The sequence below is a fragment of the Methanobrevibacter arboriphilus genome (assembly GCF_019669925.1).
GTDB classification, from domain to species: Archaea; Methanobacteriota; Methanobacteria; order Methanobacteriales; family Methanobacteriaceae; genus Methanobinarius; species Methanobinarius arboriphilus_A.
In genome coordinates this window covers 917319-935000 of sequence record NZ_AP019779.1, presented here as the reverse complement: position 1 = coordinate 935000, position 17682 = coordinate 917319, and the positions used below count along the sequence as shown (strand labels likewise).

The window sequence follows — 17682 nt, the reverse complement described above, 5'->3', positions numbered from 1 at the left end:
GCTTTTAAAGATAGGTGACCTTCCTTTTTATATTGATAATATAGATATATTTTATTCTGGAAATTTATTTACTCCATTAAGTAAAATCAATGAGTTTAGAAGAGATTTTTTTAATAAGTTAGAGATTCTTATTTTAAATAGTTATATTCCTGATGATAATGATCTGAATATTTCAAAAAATAGGTTAAAAGATTTTAAAAGGAATTTTATAAGTATTTCTAATATTAATAGTAGTAGTAATGAGATTAATATCAATAATAGTATCAATAATAGTAATATTAATAGTAATAATAATATTAGTAATAAAAGTGATATAAGTAATTATAATAATATAAATAATAGCAATATTGATAGTAACATTATTAATAAGACTAATCATCATCTTGATAATAATAAGGTTGTTAATGAGAGTTTTAATATTATTAATGAAAGTTATAATAATAAAACTTCTAAATATTCAGTATCTGCATATATCAATGATCTTGAGATCCTTAGAAATATTTCAAACAATGATTATGGGGAAACAAATTTCAACCGATTATATTTAGAAGTACCAGTTGGAAATGATTTTTTAGAATCAAAACCTATCGATGTTAGTTACTATATAATGTTTTTAAAGGAAGCATTAAATATTTCAAACAATCAAAAATATGAACTTGTATGGAAATGGCCAGATATAGCTCATAAAGACACTAAAGAAGGATTAATTAAAATAGTTGGAATATTAAAAAAATTAAACATAAAACTAAATATCATGACAAGCTTATTGGGTATGAATAGTTATTTAAAAGATAATTATAGTGTTAATATTTATGGTTCCTATGCATTAAATGTTTTTAATTCTATTTCTGCCTCAAATCTTAAAGATTTTGATTTATTGACTTTTTCTCCTGAATTATCTATCAATGATTTAAAAACTTTGATGGATAATTATGAAGTTAAAAATCCTGTTCCTGAAGTTCTTGTTAAGGGTAATATAGAAACTTTGATAACTAGAAAACCATTTATAGATAAAAAACATTATAGTTATATAAATAGTATTTGTAATAATAATCCTAAATTTAATTTTATTAAAGATAAAAGTATTAATGATATTAATTTTTATTTGGATGATCTTAAGAATAATTTTTATCCTATCAAAAGTGTTGAGGGTGGAAACTTAATTTTAAATAGTCGTGAGACTTCTTTGGAGGATCAAATTCCCCGCTTAGTTTCATTTGGTATTAATAATTTTTCAATTGATGCTCGATGGAAATCTAAAGATTATCTACTAAACTTAAAATTATAATTAAATTTATTATATTTTTATTAATTTATTTCTAAATTTTTTTATCTTTTATTTAATTCTTTTCAGCTATTTTTTAGCTATTTTTTAGCTAATTCTTTTAAACTAATTCTTTTTATTTAATTCTTTTAGTCAATTCTTTTCAGCTGATTTTTACTATTTTTACTAATATTACAATTTTTATTAATATTGTTTTTAGTAAAAATTTTTTAGTTTTTAGTATTTTAATTATAATATTATTGTTTATATTGAAATTTCATAAATATATTAAATTTTTATAAAAATATTAAAGTTTTATAAAATTGAAGTTTTATAAAAATATTACTTTTCAAATGCTATAGGTTAAACTTAATTATATAAATTTATCAAAGTATAAAAAGATTTAATCAATTATATTTTTTATAATTTTAATATTCTATAACATTTTGCAGTATTTCATGTTATTTTATATTATTTTATAATTTTTATAGTTCTTAATTATTTTAAAGAGGATTTATGGGGATTTAAATGAGTGAAAACAGTCGTAAAAACAGCTGTAAAAACAGCTATAAAAATGGAGTTCAAAAAGCGGATTTGCATAATGTCAATGGTGTTGGGGATAAATTAGCTGAAAAAATATATAAATCAGTTGGAGGGGAGGAAGAATTACAAAAAATTGTAAAAAGTCTTGATTTAGAAAGTCTAATAAATATTGAAGGTATAAGTCAAAGAAAGGCAATTGAAATAATGAATCAATTACTTGGAAATCCTACACAAGAATTTTTAAAAAGTGAACGTGCAGTTCAATTATATGAAGAAATAATTCAAAAGATTATATCTTATTCTAACACTAAATATTCAGAAAATAGAATTCTCTTATTATCTCCTTCTAAAGATAAATCTTTGATTGAAAATAATGTTGATTTTGTAATGAATGCAAAAGAAAAAGTTTCAAAATTACCTATTATAAAACTTAGAGGATTAATGAAGAATTTGGATATTCCAAAAGAAGTTCGACCAGATTATGATCCAAGTAAAGCTATTCTTGTGGAAAGTGATGAAGATAATGATTATTTAATGGATTTAGGGTTTAATCAATATTATCCAATAATTAATGCTTCTTCATCATCTATGCTTGAAGAAGAGATCCGTAGCTATGAACTAATATTTTATGTATATAGCGAAGGTTTTATTGAAGTTAATGAAATGAACAATTCAATCATGATTAGTAAAGAAGCTCCTGAACATGAAATTGTTCCAGAATTAATCCTTGATTATTTTAATAAAAATATAGATCTTTTTAATAGGGTAAGTGAAATTAGAAAAATTCTTAATGAAAAGACAATTCTTGAAGATATAAGTCCTATTTTGGATGAAGTTAACTCTCTTAAAAAAAGAGATGTTGATATTGATAAAGTTGTAAATTCTGTTAAAGCTATACTAGATGAAGAACTTAGACTTTCAATTAAAGAAATTGATCTTGAGGGTGATGAAGTATTAGATCTTTTAAATAATGCAATGCCTCCTAAAATTGAGAAAATATTTGATGATATTATAACTAAAGGTAAACAAAATATTAAAACAGAAACTGGCATTGATTTTGATCCTTTTTTAAGACAATATCCTCTTGAGCTTGATGAAAATGAGTTAGAAAGGATAAAACTTATGCAAAATTCAGAAAAAGAAAATGACTTGTTTGATAAAAAAATTACTGCAGCTAATTATTTAGCTAGTATAAAGAATCAAGCAATAGAGGAAGTCAAGGAAACTTTAGAATTTGATTATGAGTTTACGTTGGGCAGTTTTGCTTATGAGTATGATTTGATGCCTGCTACATTAGGGAATGATTTTAAACTTGAAGAAACTTTACATCTAGAGCTAGGTCTTGAAAATGGAGATTATATTCAAAGAATTGATTATAATTTAGGAGATAATGATAATGTAGCTCTTCTTACAGGAGCTAATAGTGGTGGAAAAACTACTTTACTTGAAACTATTGCCCAAATTTCTATTATGGCTCAAATGGGTCTTCCAGTATGTGCAAAAAATGCAGAAGTTAAATTGCTTGATGAAATTTATCACTTTTCAAAAAAGAGATCTTTAGATGCAGGTGCATTTGAATCATTTTTAAATGTTTTTATGCCAATTGTAACTACTGATAGTGAAAAATTAGTTCTTCTTGATGAACTTGAGGGAATAACTGAATTGGAAGCTGCTGTTAAAATTATTTCAAGTTTTATAGAGATGATCAAAGATTCTAACTCTTATGCAATAATAGTAACTCATATGGCTAAAGAATTGATGACTTATGCAGATGTTAGAGTTGATGGTATAGAAGCTAAAGGGCTTGATGAAAATTATAATTTGATAGTTGATAGAACTCCTAAAATGAATTGTTTAGCTAGGAGTACTCCTGAATTTATTTTAAAAAGAATTTATGAAAATTCAGAAGGTAAAATGAAAGAAGTTTATGGCGAAATTCTTAAAAAGTTCTAATCATTTATGATTCTATAATTAAATACAGAATTATAATTAAATATATAAATATATATAAACTTAAAGACATAATCTATCTTTATGTATATAGTTTTAGAAGGTATTGATGGAGCTGGAAAAACTACCCAAATTAATGCTCTTAAAAAATGGTTAGAAGATTCTGGAATTGAAGTAGAATCAATTGTTGAGCCTACAGATTCTGATATTGGGAAATTAATTAGAGAAATGCTCAGGAAACCAAATGCTACAAAAGAAAATATTCAAAAAACTCTTGGTTTGTTGTTTGCAGCTGATCGTATCTTATTAATGGATAAGATAGCTAATGAAGAATATTGTAATAAAATTATAATTAGTGATAGGTCTTTTTATTCAAGTTTAGCATATCAAGAACCATCAGATTGGATTTATGAAATAAATAAATATGCAAAAAGACCAGATTTAGTTCTTCTCTTAGATATAAATGTTAATTTAGCTATTGAGAGATGTTCTGGTGAAGATGAATTTGAAAAAAAGTATTTTTTATCTAATGTTAAAAATAAATATTTAGATTTAGCTAATGATAATGATAATTTCAGAATTATAAATGCAAATAATGGTCCTAATAAAGTTCAATCAGATATTAGAAAGTTAATTGCTCCTTTTCTTGGGATTTGTGTTAGTGGGATTGATTAAATCTTTAAAACTATTATATTTACTATTATTAGAATATATATCAAGTATTATTAGAATATAATTAGAATATATTTGATATTATTATACTAATTTTAATTAATAAAAGATTAGAACCACTTATTAAGAATTATTTTAATTCGTTATTATTTTTCAGTTTCATTATCATCTTTTTTATTAGATAATTCATTTAATCTTTCATTAATTGATTTTACAATAAAATCTCTTGCATTTTCTAGTTCATCAGCTGTTCCAACTAATACAGGCCCATAATCTGTGTGCTTTAGTTTTACTTCAAATTTTTCAACTGTATGTGCAAGCACTTGTTCTCCAACACCATTTGGTAATCTCATTTCATAATCCATAATAATCCCTTATGTATTTTTAAGTTAATAATTTTATTTTTTTAAATATAATTTTATTTTTTAATATAACTATATTTTTAATATATTTTTATTTTAGCATGAATTTATATTTATTATAATACTATTTATAAAATTTTTATAAAATAAGATTCTTAACAGATTTTCTTACTATAAAAAATTTTTTCTATTAAAATAATTAAAGAAAACTTCAATTATTTTCCATGTATTCTCGAACACTAGCTAAATAACTTATTAAGAATGAACTAACAGCATTTTTTAAATCCATAGGATGAAGTTCACCAGCGGCATATATATCAACTAATTCTTTTTCTGTCAACTTTAAATTTCCACCAAACTTTTCAGGCCTTTCAATAATTATTTTATTTTGATTTGTAAAAATAAAGTGTGTAGCCAGTTCGATGATTGGATTTCCTTCAATTTCTTTCATTGGACAGAAGCTTTTATTTATTTTTTTCCTTATTTCTGATTCACTATCATCAATAGCTATGAAATTACCTTTACTACTTGACATTTTTTCATCGCCATCTAAACCATGGAGAAGAGGTGTGTGTATACATACTGGAGGAGTTTTATTTATTTTTGGAAGATTTTCTCTAGCTAACATTTGTATTTTTCTTTGTTCCATTCCACCTAATGCAACATCAACATTTAAAGCAACCATATCAGCTATTTGCATTAATGGATACATAGCATCTGCAACTTTTGGATTTTCACTACTTCTACTTACTTTATCCATACTTCTTTTTGCTCTCACTAATGTTGTAATTGTAGCTAAATTATAAATTTTATCAGTATATTCTGGCTTTGTTTGGAAACTTGAACCTAAAACAAATTCAGTATTTTCACTTAATCCCAATGCTTTAAAACATTTTTCATTATATTTAGCTGTTTTTTCTATTTCTTCAATAGTGCCTTTTCCATTTAAGTATGCATGATAGTCTGCTAAAAGGATTTTTATTTTAAATCCTAATTCTTGTAATTGTTTTAATTTCATTACAGTAATAGCATGGCCTAAATGGATTTTTCCAGAAGGTTCATAACCAGTATATGCAATTGGATGGCTTTTCTCAAGTTTTTCTTTTAACTCTTCAAGATTAATTATTTCTAGTGTTCCTTTTTTTATTAGGCCTATTTTTCCATTAATATCCATTTAATCACTTGTTAACTTTGCTTATTTTAATTGCTTTTAATTTTGTATAAAGTTAAATTTAAAGTTAAATTATTTTCAGACTGTTGGTTATAATCATTTATTTTTATAACTAAATTTTTTATCTATACTATTTTTATATATGCTATTTTTAATCTATAATTATAATTGTATAAATTATTATTATAAGTTTATAAAATCATAATAATTAATTATATAAATATTATATAAAAATAAGATATATGAATATTAGTATATTATATATATGAATATTTGTATTTATTGTATAATTAATATTATTTTTCAGTTTGGAGAATATATAACTGATTTTCAATTTTTATAACATTTATTTCATCTCCAATATTAAATTCATTAAAATATCCATTGATTATAGGGATATCAACCACAGTATAATCATCTGGATCTAAAATTTGCATGTTTAAAGGGGATTTTGATATTAATGTAGTTGTCTGAATATTTTTCTCTTCTTTAATATATTCAATATTTTCATACTCTTTCCATTGTAAAGGTATTCTCTCAAACGTATCTAAATCTTGAATAAGAATTCTTTTACCATCAATATTCATAATTTCCCAATATTTATCATTATATTTTACAAAATCTCCTTTTTTAAATTTAGGAAGACGAATTAAAATCCATATTCTATATAAACCTTTTCCTGTTGATTTATCTTGACTAATAAGTCTTGGAGACTCGTTTATTATCCCTCCAAACTCTTCTTTTATGGCATCAGCTATTTTCTTTCCAGATTTATAGGAACCAATGTAATAATCATATCCTTCCTTTAATTTTGTTTTTTGAACTAAATATGCTAATTTATCTTTATAAAATCTATTATTTAAAGTTTTATCAACAATTTTGTCAGTTTTATCCATTTCATCTTGTGTTAATTCACGATCATCAGCTCTAAATTGAACAACTGATTCATAATATCCTGATTGTTGTTTACTACAATTGGGACAAACATTTCTTAATAATCTAACTTCACTTTCAAAGGATTGTTTTATAATTTCTCCAAATATTTCAGCTTCAGCTTCAATGTAACATTCAGCTATTGTTCCTCTCATTTGTATAATTTCAAGTTCAATTGCTAATTTTTCATGACTTATATGAGAATCCACATTGACTGATCTTTCTAAAGCCCTGTAAATTATCTCTTCTTCTGGAATTTCTGATTCTTTCCATTTTCCTTCTTCAAATTTCGCATTACAATGAGCACAAACAACAACTTCAATATTTTCAGGAATTTTTAATATTGAAATTTTTTTTAAAAAACAGTTTTGACATATTCCTTCGATTATTGGACTTTCTGTATTACCACATTCAGGACAAAACATACTAAAACCTTTTAATAAATAGTATAAATATTTATTAATATATATTATCTATATTAGTACATATTTATTAATAAATATTCATTATGAACTTCAAAATAATTAGTTTAAATATAATTAGCTACATTTAATTAGTTTACACATATTATTTTGCATATAATTACTATAATATTGTATTATAATTATTTTATTAGAATTATTTTATATAAATTATCATATTATAATATTATCATATAGTTATAATATTATAATTATTATAATTATTTTCTTTTATAATTATTTTATATTATAATATTTTTAATTATGATTATAAATTAGCCATATTAATCAAATTAACCTATAATCTGAATAATAAATTTAAATTAACGAAAAATTAGAATTAAATATAAAGTATAATTATTTAAATTATGCAAAATATAAATATTATAATATAAAATTAATAAATAATAAAATATAGTTAATTTTAGCTATATTATTATTATTTTTTTATTTATCTTGTTATTCTTCAGCTATATTATTATTTTTATTCTTATAATGTTTTCAATGGAGCTTTAGCACCGCAAGCTGCACATTTAAGAATAAATATTCTATCTTCTCTTATGATTTTTGTATCTGGCCTATTACACTCATGGCACATTACAAATCTTTCAATATATTCGTCTATTCTTTCATTTATTAAGAAATGTGTGAATTTACCTTGTAATATAGCTCTTCCACCTTCTAAGTTTCCAGCTGTACCTAATTCTCTAAGTAAAAACTTTAACAAATGTTGTGGGTCTCTATTTAAAGCTTCAGCAATATCTTTAAAATTTTGAATGAAAGTCCTATTTCCTTGTATAACAGAATATGCTTTTGGAACACTAAATCTTTTTGTTTCAAAAACTTCTGGTGGGAGCTGATCTATAGCTCTATTTAATAAATCTTCATATTTTTCCATGATACCTTCTCTCTTTATATTTAGTAATTATAAATTATTTAGAATTGTATTAAAATATATTATTGTATTAAATCTATAAAATTTCATTGAATTTATATAATTATTTTATAATAATTTATATAATTATAAATATAATTGTATTAATAATCCTATTAAATAGTATAACTTTATTAAATATAATTCAATGTAAATATTTTAGTAAATTATAATAAAAATTAATTATTTGGTTGATAAATAAAAATAATAATTATTCAATTTAAATATTGTTTATAATTATATTTTTTATTTTTTATATAATTTTTCATAATCCATTATAAATACTAATAATAATGATTTAACTAATTTTTTAACTAACAATAATTTAACTAATTTTTTACTAATCTATTTTTTTACTAATCCTATTTTAAATTTAAAAAATTAATTTTGAAAGTTTATAGATTATTATAAGCTTGATTAGCTATTGTCATTTTTTCTTTAGCTATTTTTATCCTAGCATCTACATCACTTGAAGACTTTCCAGCCTTTAATGCACTCTCAACATCACTAATGGCAGAATTTGCTCTTATTAACTCTAATTCTGCATCTATATATGCTTGTTCTTTTGTATTGTCAGATCCTGCAAATATCACTTGTTTTGTTGAATTGAATTTTGATTCTAATTCGGTATAATTTGCTTTTAAACTAGCTAGTTCTTCATATTGTGAACCAGATGAAACTCCAGAGGTAATTTCTGAGGATATTATGCTAAAACCAATATATGCTGCAATAATAATAGTAGAAACTATCATTAAAACTCCTAACACAGAGATTAACATTGAAGTTGATTTAAACAAATTTAATCGTGATTTTTTCATTGCTATTGCCTCAAACTTGATGTAAAATATAATATTGTTAAATTAAAAATATAATTTTGCTTAAATTTTTATTAAAAACTAGTTTACATATTTTTTCATCTTAATTATGAATAAATATGTCTATATTTTTATGGTATTATTTATAATACTATTATATAATTTGTTCACTTCATATATTAAATAACTTTTGGTATTATATGTTTTTGAAATATTATTATCATTATTACATATTCTATTAATAATAAAAATTTAAAATAATAAAAAACTGAATATTTATTTAAGATAAAAATCAATTTAATTATAATGAGTTCAACTGATAAATCAAAAACTTCAATTACTAAATTTGAAGAATTTTTTTCTACAAAATATAAAGATGATGTTTTTAAAGTTTTAGAGAAGTATCCGGATAATAGGTCTTTAATAATCGATTATATAGATTTAGAAATGTTTGATCCAGATTTAGCTGATCTTTTAATAGAAAAACCTGATGATGTTCTACTTGCTTCAGCTAAGGCTGTAAAAAATATAGATCCATTGATGAAAGATGCGGATTTAAACATTAGATTAGAAAATCTCACTAATTTAATTCAGCTTAAACATTTGTTAAGTAAATATATTGGTAAATTTGTTTCTGTTGAAGGTATAGTTCGTAAAACTGATGAAATCCGTCCAAGAATTGAAACTGGTGTTTTTGAATGTAGGGGATGTATGAGACTTCATGAAGTTGAACAAACTAATACTAATACAATTGTTGAGCCTTCACTTTGTACTGAATGTGGAGGAAGATCATTTAGGCTTTTACAAGAAGAATCAAGGTATATAGATACTCAAACAGCTAGAGTTCAGGAGCCATTAGAGAATCTTTCTGGAGGAACTGAACCTAAACAAATTTTAATTATTCTTGAAGATGATTTGGTGGATGTTTTAAATCCTGGTGATAAAGTTATTATTACTGGAACTCTTAAAACATTTAGAGAAGAGAGAAGTGGTAAATTTAAAAATTATATTTATGCTAATTTTATTAAACCACAAGAAGAAGAATTTGAAGAGCTTGAAATTAGTGAAGAAGATGAAGAAAAGATTATTGAACTTTCAAAAGATCCAAATATTCATGAAAAGATAATTCGGTCTACTGCTCCGTCTATTAAAGGTTATAGACAAGTTAAAGAAGCTATTGCTCTTCAATTATTTGGTGGTGCAGCTAAAGAGCTTGAAGATAAAACACGATTGAGAGGAGACATTCATATTTTAATTGTTGGGGATCCGGGTATAGGTAAGTCTCAAATGCTAAAATATGTTTCAAAGCTTGCACCAAGAAGTATTTATACAAGTGGCAAAGGTACAACAGGTGCAGGTTTAACTGCTGCAGCTGTAAGAGATGAATTAGGTGGATGGTCTCTTGAAGCTGGGGCTCTTGTTTTAGGAGATAAAGGAAATGTTTGTGTTGATGAACTTGATAAAATGAGGTCAGAAGATAGGTCTGCACTTCATGAAGCTCTTGAACAGCAAACTATTAGTATAGCTAAGGCAGGTATAATGGCAACCTTAAATTCACGATGTTCTGTTCTTGCAGCAGCTAATCCTAAATTTGGAAGGTTTGATAGATATAAATCAGTTGCTGAACAAATTGATTTACCATCTCCTATTCTTTCAAGGTTTGATTTAACATTCGTTGTTGAAGATAAGCCAAATGTTGAAAATGATAGGGAGTTAGCTCAACACATTCTTAAAATACATCAAGAAGATTCTGTTACTTATGAAATTGAACCTGAACTTCTTAGAAAGTATATAGCCTATGCTAGAAAGAATATTGTTCCAAAACTTACTGATGAATCTAATAAAGTTCTTGAAGACTTTTATGTTGATATGAGAAGTGGTGCTATAGATGAAGATGCTCCAGTTCCAATAACAGCTCGACAATTAGAGGCTATTATTCGTTTAGCAGAAGCAAGTGCAAAAATTAAGCTTAAAGACTTTGTTGAAGAAGAAGATGCTAAAAGAGCTATTGCATTGCAGATGGCTTGTTTAAAAGAAGTGGGTTATGATCCTGAAACTGGTAAAATTGATGTTGATATGGTTGAAGGTAGAACTCCTAAATCAGAAAGAGATAAACTTCAAAGAGTTGTTGATGAGATTAAGGAACTTCAAGAAGAATATGGTGATCAGGCTCCAATCAATGTTTTAACATCAAACCTTGTTGATCAGTATGGTTTAAGTGAAGAAAAAGTAGAGGAATTTATAAAACAGCTAAAGCATAAGGGAGTAATTTTTGAACCAAGTAATGGATATCTTAAGATAGTTTAAAATATGCATTTATTTTTTTATCTTTTCATTGTTTAATTAGATTGTTATGCTATTTTTTATCTTTATATCTTGATTACTTTTATTTTAATTATTTTTATTTAGTTTGATTTCATTTTGATCATTTATTTAATTATTTTAATTAATTTAATCACCGTTTATATTTTAATCCAATTACATACATTTCAGAACTTTTTTTCCGTGAAGAAGAAGGTTTGGTTGTTTTTAGAACTTTGAACTTTTTTCGAAGTTCTTCAATTAAATTTTTAAATTCTTCACCTTGGAATACTTTTATAAGTATATTTCCATTATTTTCAAGGATATTATCTGCTATACTAATAACTGAATTAGCTAAATCAATCGAACGAAGGTGGTCTACATCTTTTATACCACTAAGTGATGGTGATGCATCTGAAATTATTACGTCTGCTTTTCCATCCATAATATCAATCATTTTTTCTTGAACTTCTTTTTTAGTGAAGTCTCCTCTTATAAAATGAAAATTTTTTTCAGGAAATGGTTTAATTTTTTGTAAATCTACACCTAATACTATACCCTCTTCACCCACCTTTTCAAGAGCTATTTGTGACCAACCACCAGGTGTTGCACCTAAATCTAAAACAGCACTGCCTTTTTTAATTATTTTATATTTTTTATCTAATTGTAATAATTTAAAAGAGGCACGAGATCTATAATCTTCTCCTTTTGCTCTTTTATAGTATGGATCCTTCTTTTTTTCTACTTGCCATTTACTTCCCATTTTATCGATCCTTTTATTTTTTTTCGAAATTTAGTGCAGAGCAAACTGGCTTTCCAATTTTTTTTATTTCTACATCAATTTCTCCATTTTCAATTTTCATTATCATTACTGTTGGATCAGTTAGTCTTGGTGCAGTTGGGCTTCCTGGATTTAAAAGGAGTATCTCATCAATTTTTTCTATAGATGCTTGATGTGTGTGCCCACTTATTAATACATCAACATCTAATTCTTTAGCTATGTAATATAATTGCTGTGTATCTCCTTTTGGATAAACTTCTCCATGTTTAACTCCAATCTGAATTCCTTCAATGTTCTTTTTTATGCTTTTAGGGAGTTCTAAGTTGTTATATCTATCCATATTTCCTTGAACTGCTAATACTGGAGCAACTTTTTCTAATTCTTTTTTCACTCTAATTGAAGTTAAGTCTCCTGCATGTATTATAAGATCAACTTTTTTAAAGGCTTCTAATACAGTTATAGGAATTTTATCTGCTCTGTCTGGAATATGTGTATCTGAGATTAATCCAATTATCATATTATCTTTTAAATTCATTTATCTTTTAAATTTATTTTTTTTTTTTATAGGTTGTTTATTAGGTTGTATAAATTATACTTATTAAGTATTTTTATACTAGTTTTATATAGATATTTTTGTACTAATTCTTTATAGATATTTTTATACAAATTTTTACGGTTGTCTTTATACCTAACTTTTTATAGTTTATTTTATAGTATTATTATTTATATTATTTTGAATATTATTTATAAATTTGGTTTATTAAGATTTAGTTTATTATATTCTTTATTTATAATTTTAAAGTGTGTTTAATCGATTATTTAATCATTATATAGAATTATATTTTATATAAAAAAATATTGTTATAAAATAATTGTTATATTCTTCTATTTTCTATGTTTTAAGTTTGAATATTAAAAATATTGTATGCTTAATGTATTATAATTTTATTTAGTACATTTTATTTACTTAAAAATTTTAATTAGATAAAATTTTTAGATATATACATCTATATAAAATATATTTTTAGTATAAAATTTTTAGTATAAAATCCATTATGAGTAAAATCTAGTATAATTATTTATGATAGTATGTTTAAAGATAAAGTAGATTAAATAATACTATATTAAATTACTTTATACATTATTTCATCTAAAGGAGGATATTATGAGTTCATCTTTCAAAAGTCCTGTTGATACTGCTAAAGTTATTGAAGGTATTGCAGAGCTAAAAGAGAAATCTCCATTAGGCAATATTATTATTTTAAGTTTTCTTGCTGGTGCTTACGTTGCTTTTGGAGGTATGTTAGCAGAAATTGTCACGGGAGGCATGTCAGCAGCAGGATTTCCACCAGGGTTGATAAAACTATTCTTTGGAGCTGTGTTTCCAGTTGGATTAATGCTTGTTATTATAGCAGGTTCTGAACTTTTCACAGGTAATGTTATGTATATGACTGTTGGAGTATTATCCGGAAAGTCTACCTTTTCTGGTTTAACTAAAAATTGGATTATTAGTTGGGTTTTTAATTTTATAGGTGCTATTTTTGTAGCTTATGTTTTTGGATATCTTACAGGAATTTTAACAGCAGAACCTTATATGACAAATGCATTAACAATTGCTCAGACTAAATCATTAGGAGGAGCAGAATTTATTGCTTCAGGAAAAGCTATAGTATCTATAACATGGGATCAAGCATTTTTAAGAGGTATTGCTTGTAATTGGCTAGTTTGTTTAGCTGTTTACTTAGCGCTTGCTTCTGATGATATTATAGGAAAAATCTTTGGTATTTGGTTTCCTATAATGGCATTTGCAGCACTTGGATTTGAACATAGTGTTGCAAACATGTTTTTCATTCCTATTGGTATTATTTTGGATAAAGTTACTTGGTATCAATTTATAGTTAATAATCTGGTTCCAGTTACAATTGGCAATATAATTGGTGGGGCTATTTTTGTTGGTGTTTTATACTGGTATGTTTATCTTCGAGATAAATAAATTAAAAGCATAAAATAATTTTATTATTATGCTTTATTTCATTTTTTAAATTTCATTTTTTTTTTATTATTATTACTATTTTTTAATTATTAATTAATTTATCATTAAATATTAAATATTTTTTATTACTTTTTACTTATTTTTTTAGTTTTTTGCTAATCTTTTTGATTTTCGATAATCTTTTTTTTAATGGTTCATTTTGTTATTTTATTGATTTAATACATTAGATATGTCTTATTACTCGAGTAATATTCGCTAGTTTTACTTTACTTCTATGATGCTATCTATCTCTCTATTTGTAATACTCTCAAGTTCTTATCGATACTCTTATAAACTATAAAATTCTAATAGAATACTAGAATTATCATTATTAATAATTATATATGGTTGGTTTTAAACCTCCCTAAAATAATATTACTATGGTTATATTTATTTGAGATTGTATCAATAGTATAAATAGGTTGGTATATGATATCATTTTTGAATTGAATATGCATGTGGTTATAAGGAGAAAAAATCATGGGAAAAATAGAAAAACAAAAAATTTTAGATATCTTAGACAAGTACGATAAAGAAAACATAACAATTGCAACATTAGGAAGTCATACTTCTCTCCATATCTTGAATGGAGCTAAAGAAGAAGGTTTTAAAACTGCGATTGTTTGTGAAAAAGGGCGTGATATACCTTACAGACGATTTGATGTAGCTGATGAATATATTATAGTTGATAAATTTAAAGATATTGTAAATGAAGATGTTCAACAAAAATTGAGAGATATGAACTCTATTGTTGTTCCGCATGGATCTTTTGTTGCATATGCAGGTCTTGATAGGGTTGAAGATGATTTTAATGTACCTATGTTTGGAAATAGAGATATTTTAAGATGGGAAGCTGAAAGAGATTTAGAAAGACAGCTTTTAGTTGAAAATGATATAAGAATACCTTATAAATATAATAGTCCAGATGATATTGATAGAACTGTTATGGTCAAATTCCCTGGAGCACGTGGTGGACGAGGGTATTTTGTAGCTTCTTCTCCTGAAGAATTCGATAAAAAAATAGAAAACATGAAATCAAGAAATTGGCTTGATGATGAAGATGTGGAAAATGCTCACATTGAGGAATATGTAACTGGATGTAATTATTGTATTCACTACTTCTATTCAGCTCTTAAAGATGAAGTTGAACTTATGGGTATTGATAGTCGTTATGAGTCAAGTATTGATGGTTTAGTTAGGATGCCAGCTAAAGATCAGCTTGATGTTAATCTTGATCCTTCTTATGTTATAACTGGTAATCATCCAGTAGTTATGAGAGAGTCCCTTCTTCCACAAGTATTTGAAATTGGGGATAAATTAGTGAAATCTGCTTCAAAATTAGTATCTCCTGGAATGAATGGTCCGTTTTGTATGCAAACTCTTGTTAATGATGATTTAGAAGTAATTGTATTTGAAATTAGTGCGAGAACTGATGGGGGAACTAACACATTTATGAATGGGTCTTCTTATAGTTATCTTACTTATGGTGAACCAATGAGTATGGGTAGAAGAGTAGCTCGGGAAATTAAAACTGCTATTAAAGAAGGCGGAATTGAAAAAATAATTACTTAAACTAATATTACATAAAAATAAACATAGTTAAAAATAAACAATTAGAGATACTTGTTAAATATTTTATTATTCTAAATCAATTTTTTAATACTAATATCTTTAAAATATTTAGTATTTTTAATTCATTTATTTTTTTCTTTCTTTATTTTTATTTTACTTATCTTTTTTTCTTTAGATATTTTACATTACTTTTTTTTATTTTAATATGGTTTAATTATTTTCTATTTCTATATTTTTTCTATTTCTATATTATTTTTAAAATCCATTTGCTATTTGCATATATTTGACTTTTTTAAATTTTAATATAGATTTTTATTTTGTATTATTAATTTTTTAAGGTTTATATTATTATTTTAGATTATTATTTCTATTTTAAATACTTAAAATTAAATAGAAATTATTATAATAAATAAATATTAAATTAATATTTATTAAATCAGTATTTATTAAATCATTTATTTATTAGATCATTATTTAATAAACCATTATTTAAAATATGAATAAGCTAATTAAATTATAATTAAATTATAATTAAATTTGAATATTAATTATGTGTGGGTGAGCAAATGGAACTTGAAGATATATATAGGAATATAAATTTTAAATCTTTTCTTATCGGAGCAGCATTGTTTGCTTTTATAGTTGTTTTATCTGTCGAATATGGATTAGATCCATTATTAATATTTTCATCAGCAGGACTTTTGTATATTGGTTATGGTTCTCAAAATAGAATTCAGGCAATAGTTTTAGGGGCATTAGGAACTTTACCTTTGTTCTTAGCAACAGTATTTTTCCAACGTCTTGGTCCTATTACTGGAGAAAATATTACTTTTTTAATATTAATCTCTTTTTTAGCTATAGGTGCTTTCTGTGGATTCACTGGGTTTTATTTTAGTGAAAGCAGAAAAAAAGCTATTGAAGAAAAAATAAAAAAAGAATCAATTGGAAAAGGCAGAAAAAAGAAAAATAAAAGTTAAAAACAGGAAAAAATAAAAACAAATAAAAAATAAAAAATAATAAAAAGTAAATAAGAAGAGAAAATAAAATAAAAAAGAAAATGAATAAACTTGTTATTTTTATTATTTATATTGGTAATATTTTTTATTATTTATATTACTCTTATTAGCTTATATTAATTTTTTATTATTTATACTTGGACCTCATTTTTTAGATATTATATTTCATATTTTTTAGCTATTTTTTGTTATCTCTATCCATCTCCTGCAACTGATCCACCGATAGCTCCAGTTATTCCCATTATTATTGCATAGTAGATTAAATTTACTATAACAGCTATTAATCCTGCAAATCCAAAAACTACAAAACCAGCTAATCCTCCAAATAAACCTATTATTGTAAATAATATTGCAGCAATAATAGTTCCTAATGATCCTGCTACTGCAGCATTAACCATTCCTCCGAAAGCCCCTTCTTTAGCAATGTATCCTACAATAAAACCAATAATTAAAAGTCCAATTGTTTCTAATCCCCAACCTAAAGCTAAAGATTTTACTATGACTGCTAATATAAACCCTATTATTACAGCGCCCCATTTTACCATGTAATCACCTATTTTTTGTTAATTGTTTTTTCATAATGTTTTTAAATAAAATCATTATTCTTTATTTATAACATTATTACTTGTTTTAATATATGTTAATAATATTAAATATAATTTTTGATTTGTATAATAATTTATAAAAAATAGTAAAGTAAGCTTATGATAAAATAAACTTATAATAAAATAATAATATAATATGCATATAATAAAATAGGTATAAAGTAAAATAGCATATAAAATTAAAATAGTTTAGATAAAATAATTTAGAATTAAAATTAGTATATAGTAAAATAGCTTATATTATAATAAGTATGTGATAGGTTATTACTA

General features: G+C 24.3%; 15 protein-coding genes (1 of these 15 cut by a window edge). 7 read left to right on the top strand and 8 right to left on the bottom strand.

Annotated elements, in window-relative coordinates; translation table 11 throughout:
* The 3 genes from MarbSA_RS04115 to tmk form a co-directional block, all read left to right on the top strand.
* Positions 1-1288, top strand: partial view of a U32 family peptidase gene (locus MarbSA_RS04115; RefSeq protein WP_221061915.1) — the 3' end only. It extends 1691 nt beyond the left edge of the window; the window shows 1288 of its 2979 coding nt (coding positions 1692-2979); the start codon falls outside the window, past its left edge; its stop codon occupies positions 1286-1288.
* A gap of 504 nt (positions 1289-1792) precedes the next feature.
* Positions 1793-3760: a MutS-related protein gene (locus tag MarbSA_RS04110; protein WP_221061914.1), complete on the top strand. Its 1968-nt coding sequence runs from the start codon at positions 1793-1795 to the stop codon at positions 3758-3760.
* 81 nt (positions 3761-3841) lie between these two features.
* Positions 3842-4432, top strand: a complete 591-nt coding sequence (gene tmk / locus MarbSA_RS04105) for a dTMP kinase (RefSeq protein ID WP_054835590.1) — start codon at positions 3842-3844, stop codon at positions 4430-4432.
* A gap of 143 nt (positions 4433-4575) precedes the next feature.
* Here tmk and MarbSA_RS04100 read toward each other — a convergent pair whose 3' ends face one another.
* The 5 genes from MarbSA_RS04100 to MarbSA_RS04080 all read right to left on the bottom strand — a co-directional run bounded on the left by MarbSA_RS04100 (position 4576) and on the right by MarbSA_RS04080 (position 9108).
* The gene (locus MarbSA_RS04100) at positions 4576-4794 is read right to left on the bottom strand and encodes a hypothetical protein (protein WP_042701932.1); all 219 of its coding nucleotides are present in this window, start codon (positions 4792-4794) and stop codon (positions 4576-4578) included.
* A 208-nt stretch (positions 4795-5002) separates the two neighbouring features.
* On the bottom strand, positions 5003-5965 hold the full coding sequence (locus MarbSA_RS04095; RefSeq protein ID WP_054835918.1) for a tyrosine--tRNA ligase: 963 nt from the start codon (positions 5963-5965) through the stop codon (positions 5003-5005).
* 293 nt (positions 5966-6258) lie between these two features.
* A complete protein-coding gene (locus MarbSA_RS04090; RefSeq protein ID WP_221061913.1) occupies positions 6259-7320 on the bottom strand; it encodes a 60S ribosomal export protein NMD3 in 1062 nt (353 codons plus the stop codon).
* Between the two features lie 526 nt (positions 7321-7846).
* Complete coding sequence (locus MarbSA_RS04085; RefSeq protein ID WP_042701925.1) at positions 7847-8254, bottom strand: translation initiation factor IF-2 subunit beta; 408 nt, start codon at positions 8252-8254, stop codon at positions 7847-7849.
* Between the two features lie 431 nt (positions 8255-8685).
* Positions 8686-9108: a hypothetical protein gene (locus MarbSA_RS04080; RefSeq protein ID WP_054835443.1), complete on the bottom strand. Its 423-nt coding sequence runs from the start codon at positions 9106-9108 to the stop codon at positions 8686-8688.
* Positions 9109-9411: 303 nt separating this feature from the next.
* Here MarbSA_RS04080 and mcm point away from each other — a divergent pair, with 303 nt between their 5' ends.
* Positions 9412-11412, top strand: coding sequence for a minichromosome maintenance protein MCM (mcm, locus tag MarbSA_RS04075; protein ID WP_042701920.1), 2001 nt, complete (start codon positions 9412-9414; stop codon positions 11410-11412).
* A gap of 148 nt (positions 11413-11560) precedes the next feature.
* Here the strand turns inward: mcm and MarbSA_RS04070 are convergent, their stop codons facing one another.
* Positions 11561-12169 (bottom strand): RlmE family RNA methyltransferase, encoded by a 609-nt coding sequence (locus MarbSA_RS04070; protein ID WP_054835444.1) that lies wholly within the window; start codon positions 12167-12169, stop codon positions 11561-11563.
* 13 nt (positions 12170-12182) lie between these two features.
* Entirely contained in the window at positions 12183-12704 is a 522-nt protein-coding gene (locus MarbSA_RS04065) for a metallophosphoesterase (protein ID WP_394325780.1), read from the bottom strand.
* A 648-nt stretch (positions 12705-13352) separates the two neighbouring features.
* On the opposite strand from MarbSA_RS04065, the gene MarbSA_RS04060 reads away from it, so the two are divergent.
* The 3 genes from MarbSA_RS04060 to MarbSA_RS04050 all read left to right on the top strand — a co-directional run bounded on the left by MarbSA_RS04060 (position 13353) and on the right by MarbSA_RS04050 (position 16768).
* Positions 13353-14180: a formate/nitrite transporter family protein gene (locus tag MarbSA_RS04060; RefSeq protein ID WP_221061912.1), complete on the top strand. Its 828-nt coding sequence runs from the start codon at positions 13353-13355 to the stop codon at positions 14178-14180.
* Positions 14181-14699: 519 nt separating this feature from the next.
* Positions 14700-15791 (top strand): formate--phosphoribosylaminoimidazolecarboxamide ligase, encoded by a 1092-nt coding sequence (locus MarbSA_RS04055; protein ID WP_221061911.1) that lies wholly within the window; start codon positions 14700-14702, stop codon positions 15789-15791.
* Positions 15792-16357: 566 nt separating this feature from the next.
* Complete coding sequence (locus MarbSA_RS04050; protein ID WP_221061910.1) at positions 16358-16768, top strand: hypothetical protein; 411 nt, start codon at positions 16358-16360, stop codon at positions 16766-16768.
* Between the two features lie 233 nt (positions 16769-17001).
* Here MarbSA_RS04050 and MarbSA_RS04045 read toward each other — a convergent pair whose 3' ends face one another.
* Entirely contained in the window at positions 17002-17352 is a 351-nt protein-coding gene (locus tag MarbSA_RS04045) for a DUF5518 domain-containing protein (RefSeq protein WP_042701913.1), read from the bottom strand.
* Positions 17353-17682 lie beyond the last annotated feature (330 nt).

Coding starts and splice junctions, on each gene's coding strand:
- MarbSA_RS04095 (WP_054835918.1), bottom strand. CDS start 5,965: ATGGATATTAATGGAAAAATAGGCCTAATAAAAAAAGGAACACTAGAA.
- tmk (WP_054835590.1), top strand. CDS start 3,842: ATGTATATAGTTTTAGAAGGTATTGATGGAGCTGGAAAAACTACCCAA.
- MarbSA_RS04110 (WP_221061914.1), top strand. CDS start 1,793: ATGAGTGAAAACAGTCGTAAAAACAGCTGTAAAAACAGCTATAAAAAT.
- MarbSA_RS04090 (WP_221061913.1), bottom strand. CDS start 7,320: ATGTTTTGTCCTGAATGTGGTAATACAGAAAGTCCAATAATCGAAGGA.
- MarbSA_RS04050 (WP_221061910.1), top strand. CDS start 16,358: ATGGAACTTGAAGATATATATAGGAATATAAATTTTAAATCTTTTCTT.
- MarbSA_RS04100 (WP_042701932.1), bottom strand. CDS start 4,794: ATGGATTATGAAATGAGATTACCAAATGGTGTTGGAGAACAAGTGCTT.
- MarbSA_RS04080 (WP_054835443.1), bottom strand. CDS start 9,108: ATGAAAAAATCACGATTAAATTTGTTTAAATCAACTTCAATGTTAATC.
- MarbSA_RS04065 (WP_394325780.1), bottom strand. CDS start 12,704: ATGATAATTGGATTAATCTCAGATACACATATTCCAGACAGAGCAGAT.
- MarbSA_RS04060 (WP_221061912.1), top strand. CDS start 13,353: ATGAGTTCATCTTTCAAAAGTCCTGTTGATACTGCTAAAGTTATTGAA.
- MarbSA_RS04055 (WP_221061911.1), top strand. CDS start 14,700: ATGGGAAAAATAGAAAAACAAAAAATTTTAGATATCTTAGACAAGTAC.
- MarbSA_RS04070 (WP_054835444.1), bottom strand. CDS start 12,169: ATGGGAAGTAAATGGCAAGTAGAAAAAAAGAAGGATCCATACTATAAA.
- mcm (WP_042701920.1), top strand. CDS start 9,412: ATGAGTTCAACTGATAAATCAAAAACTTCAATTACTAAATTTGAAGAA.
- MarbSA_RS04085 (WP_042701925.1), bottom strand. CDS start 8,254: ATGGAAAAATATGAAGATTTATTAAATAGAGCTATAGATCAGCTCCCA.
- MarbSA_RS04045 (WP_042701913.1), bottom strand. CDS start 17,352: ATGGTAAAATGGGGCGCTGTAATAATAGGGTTTATATTAGCAGTCATA.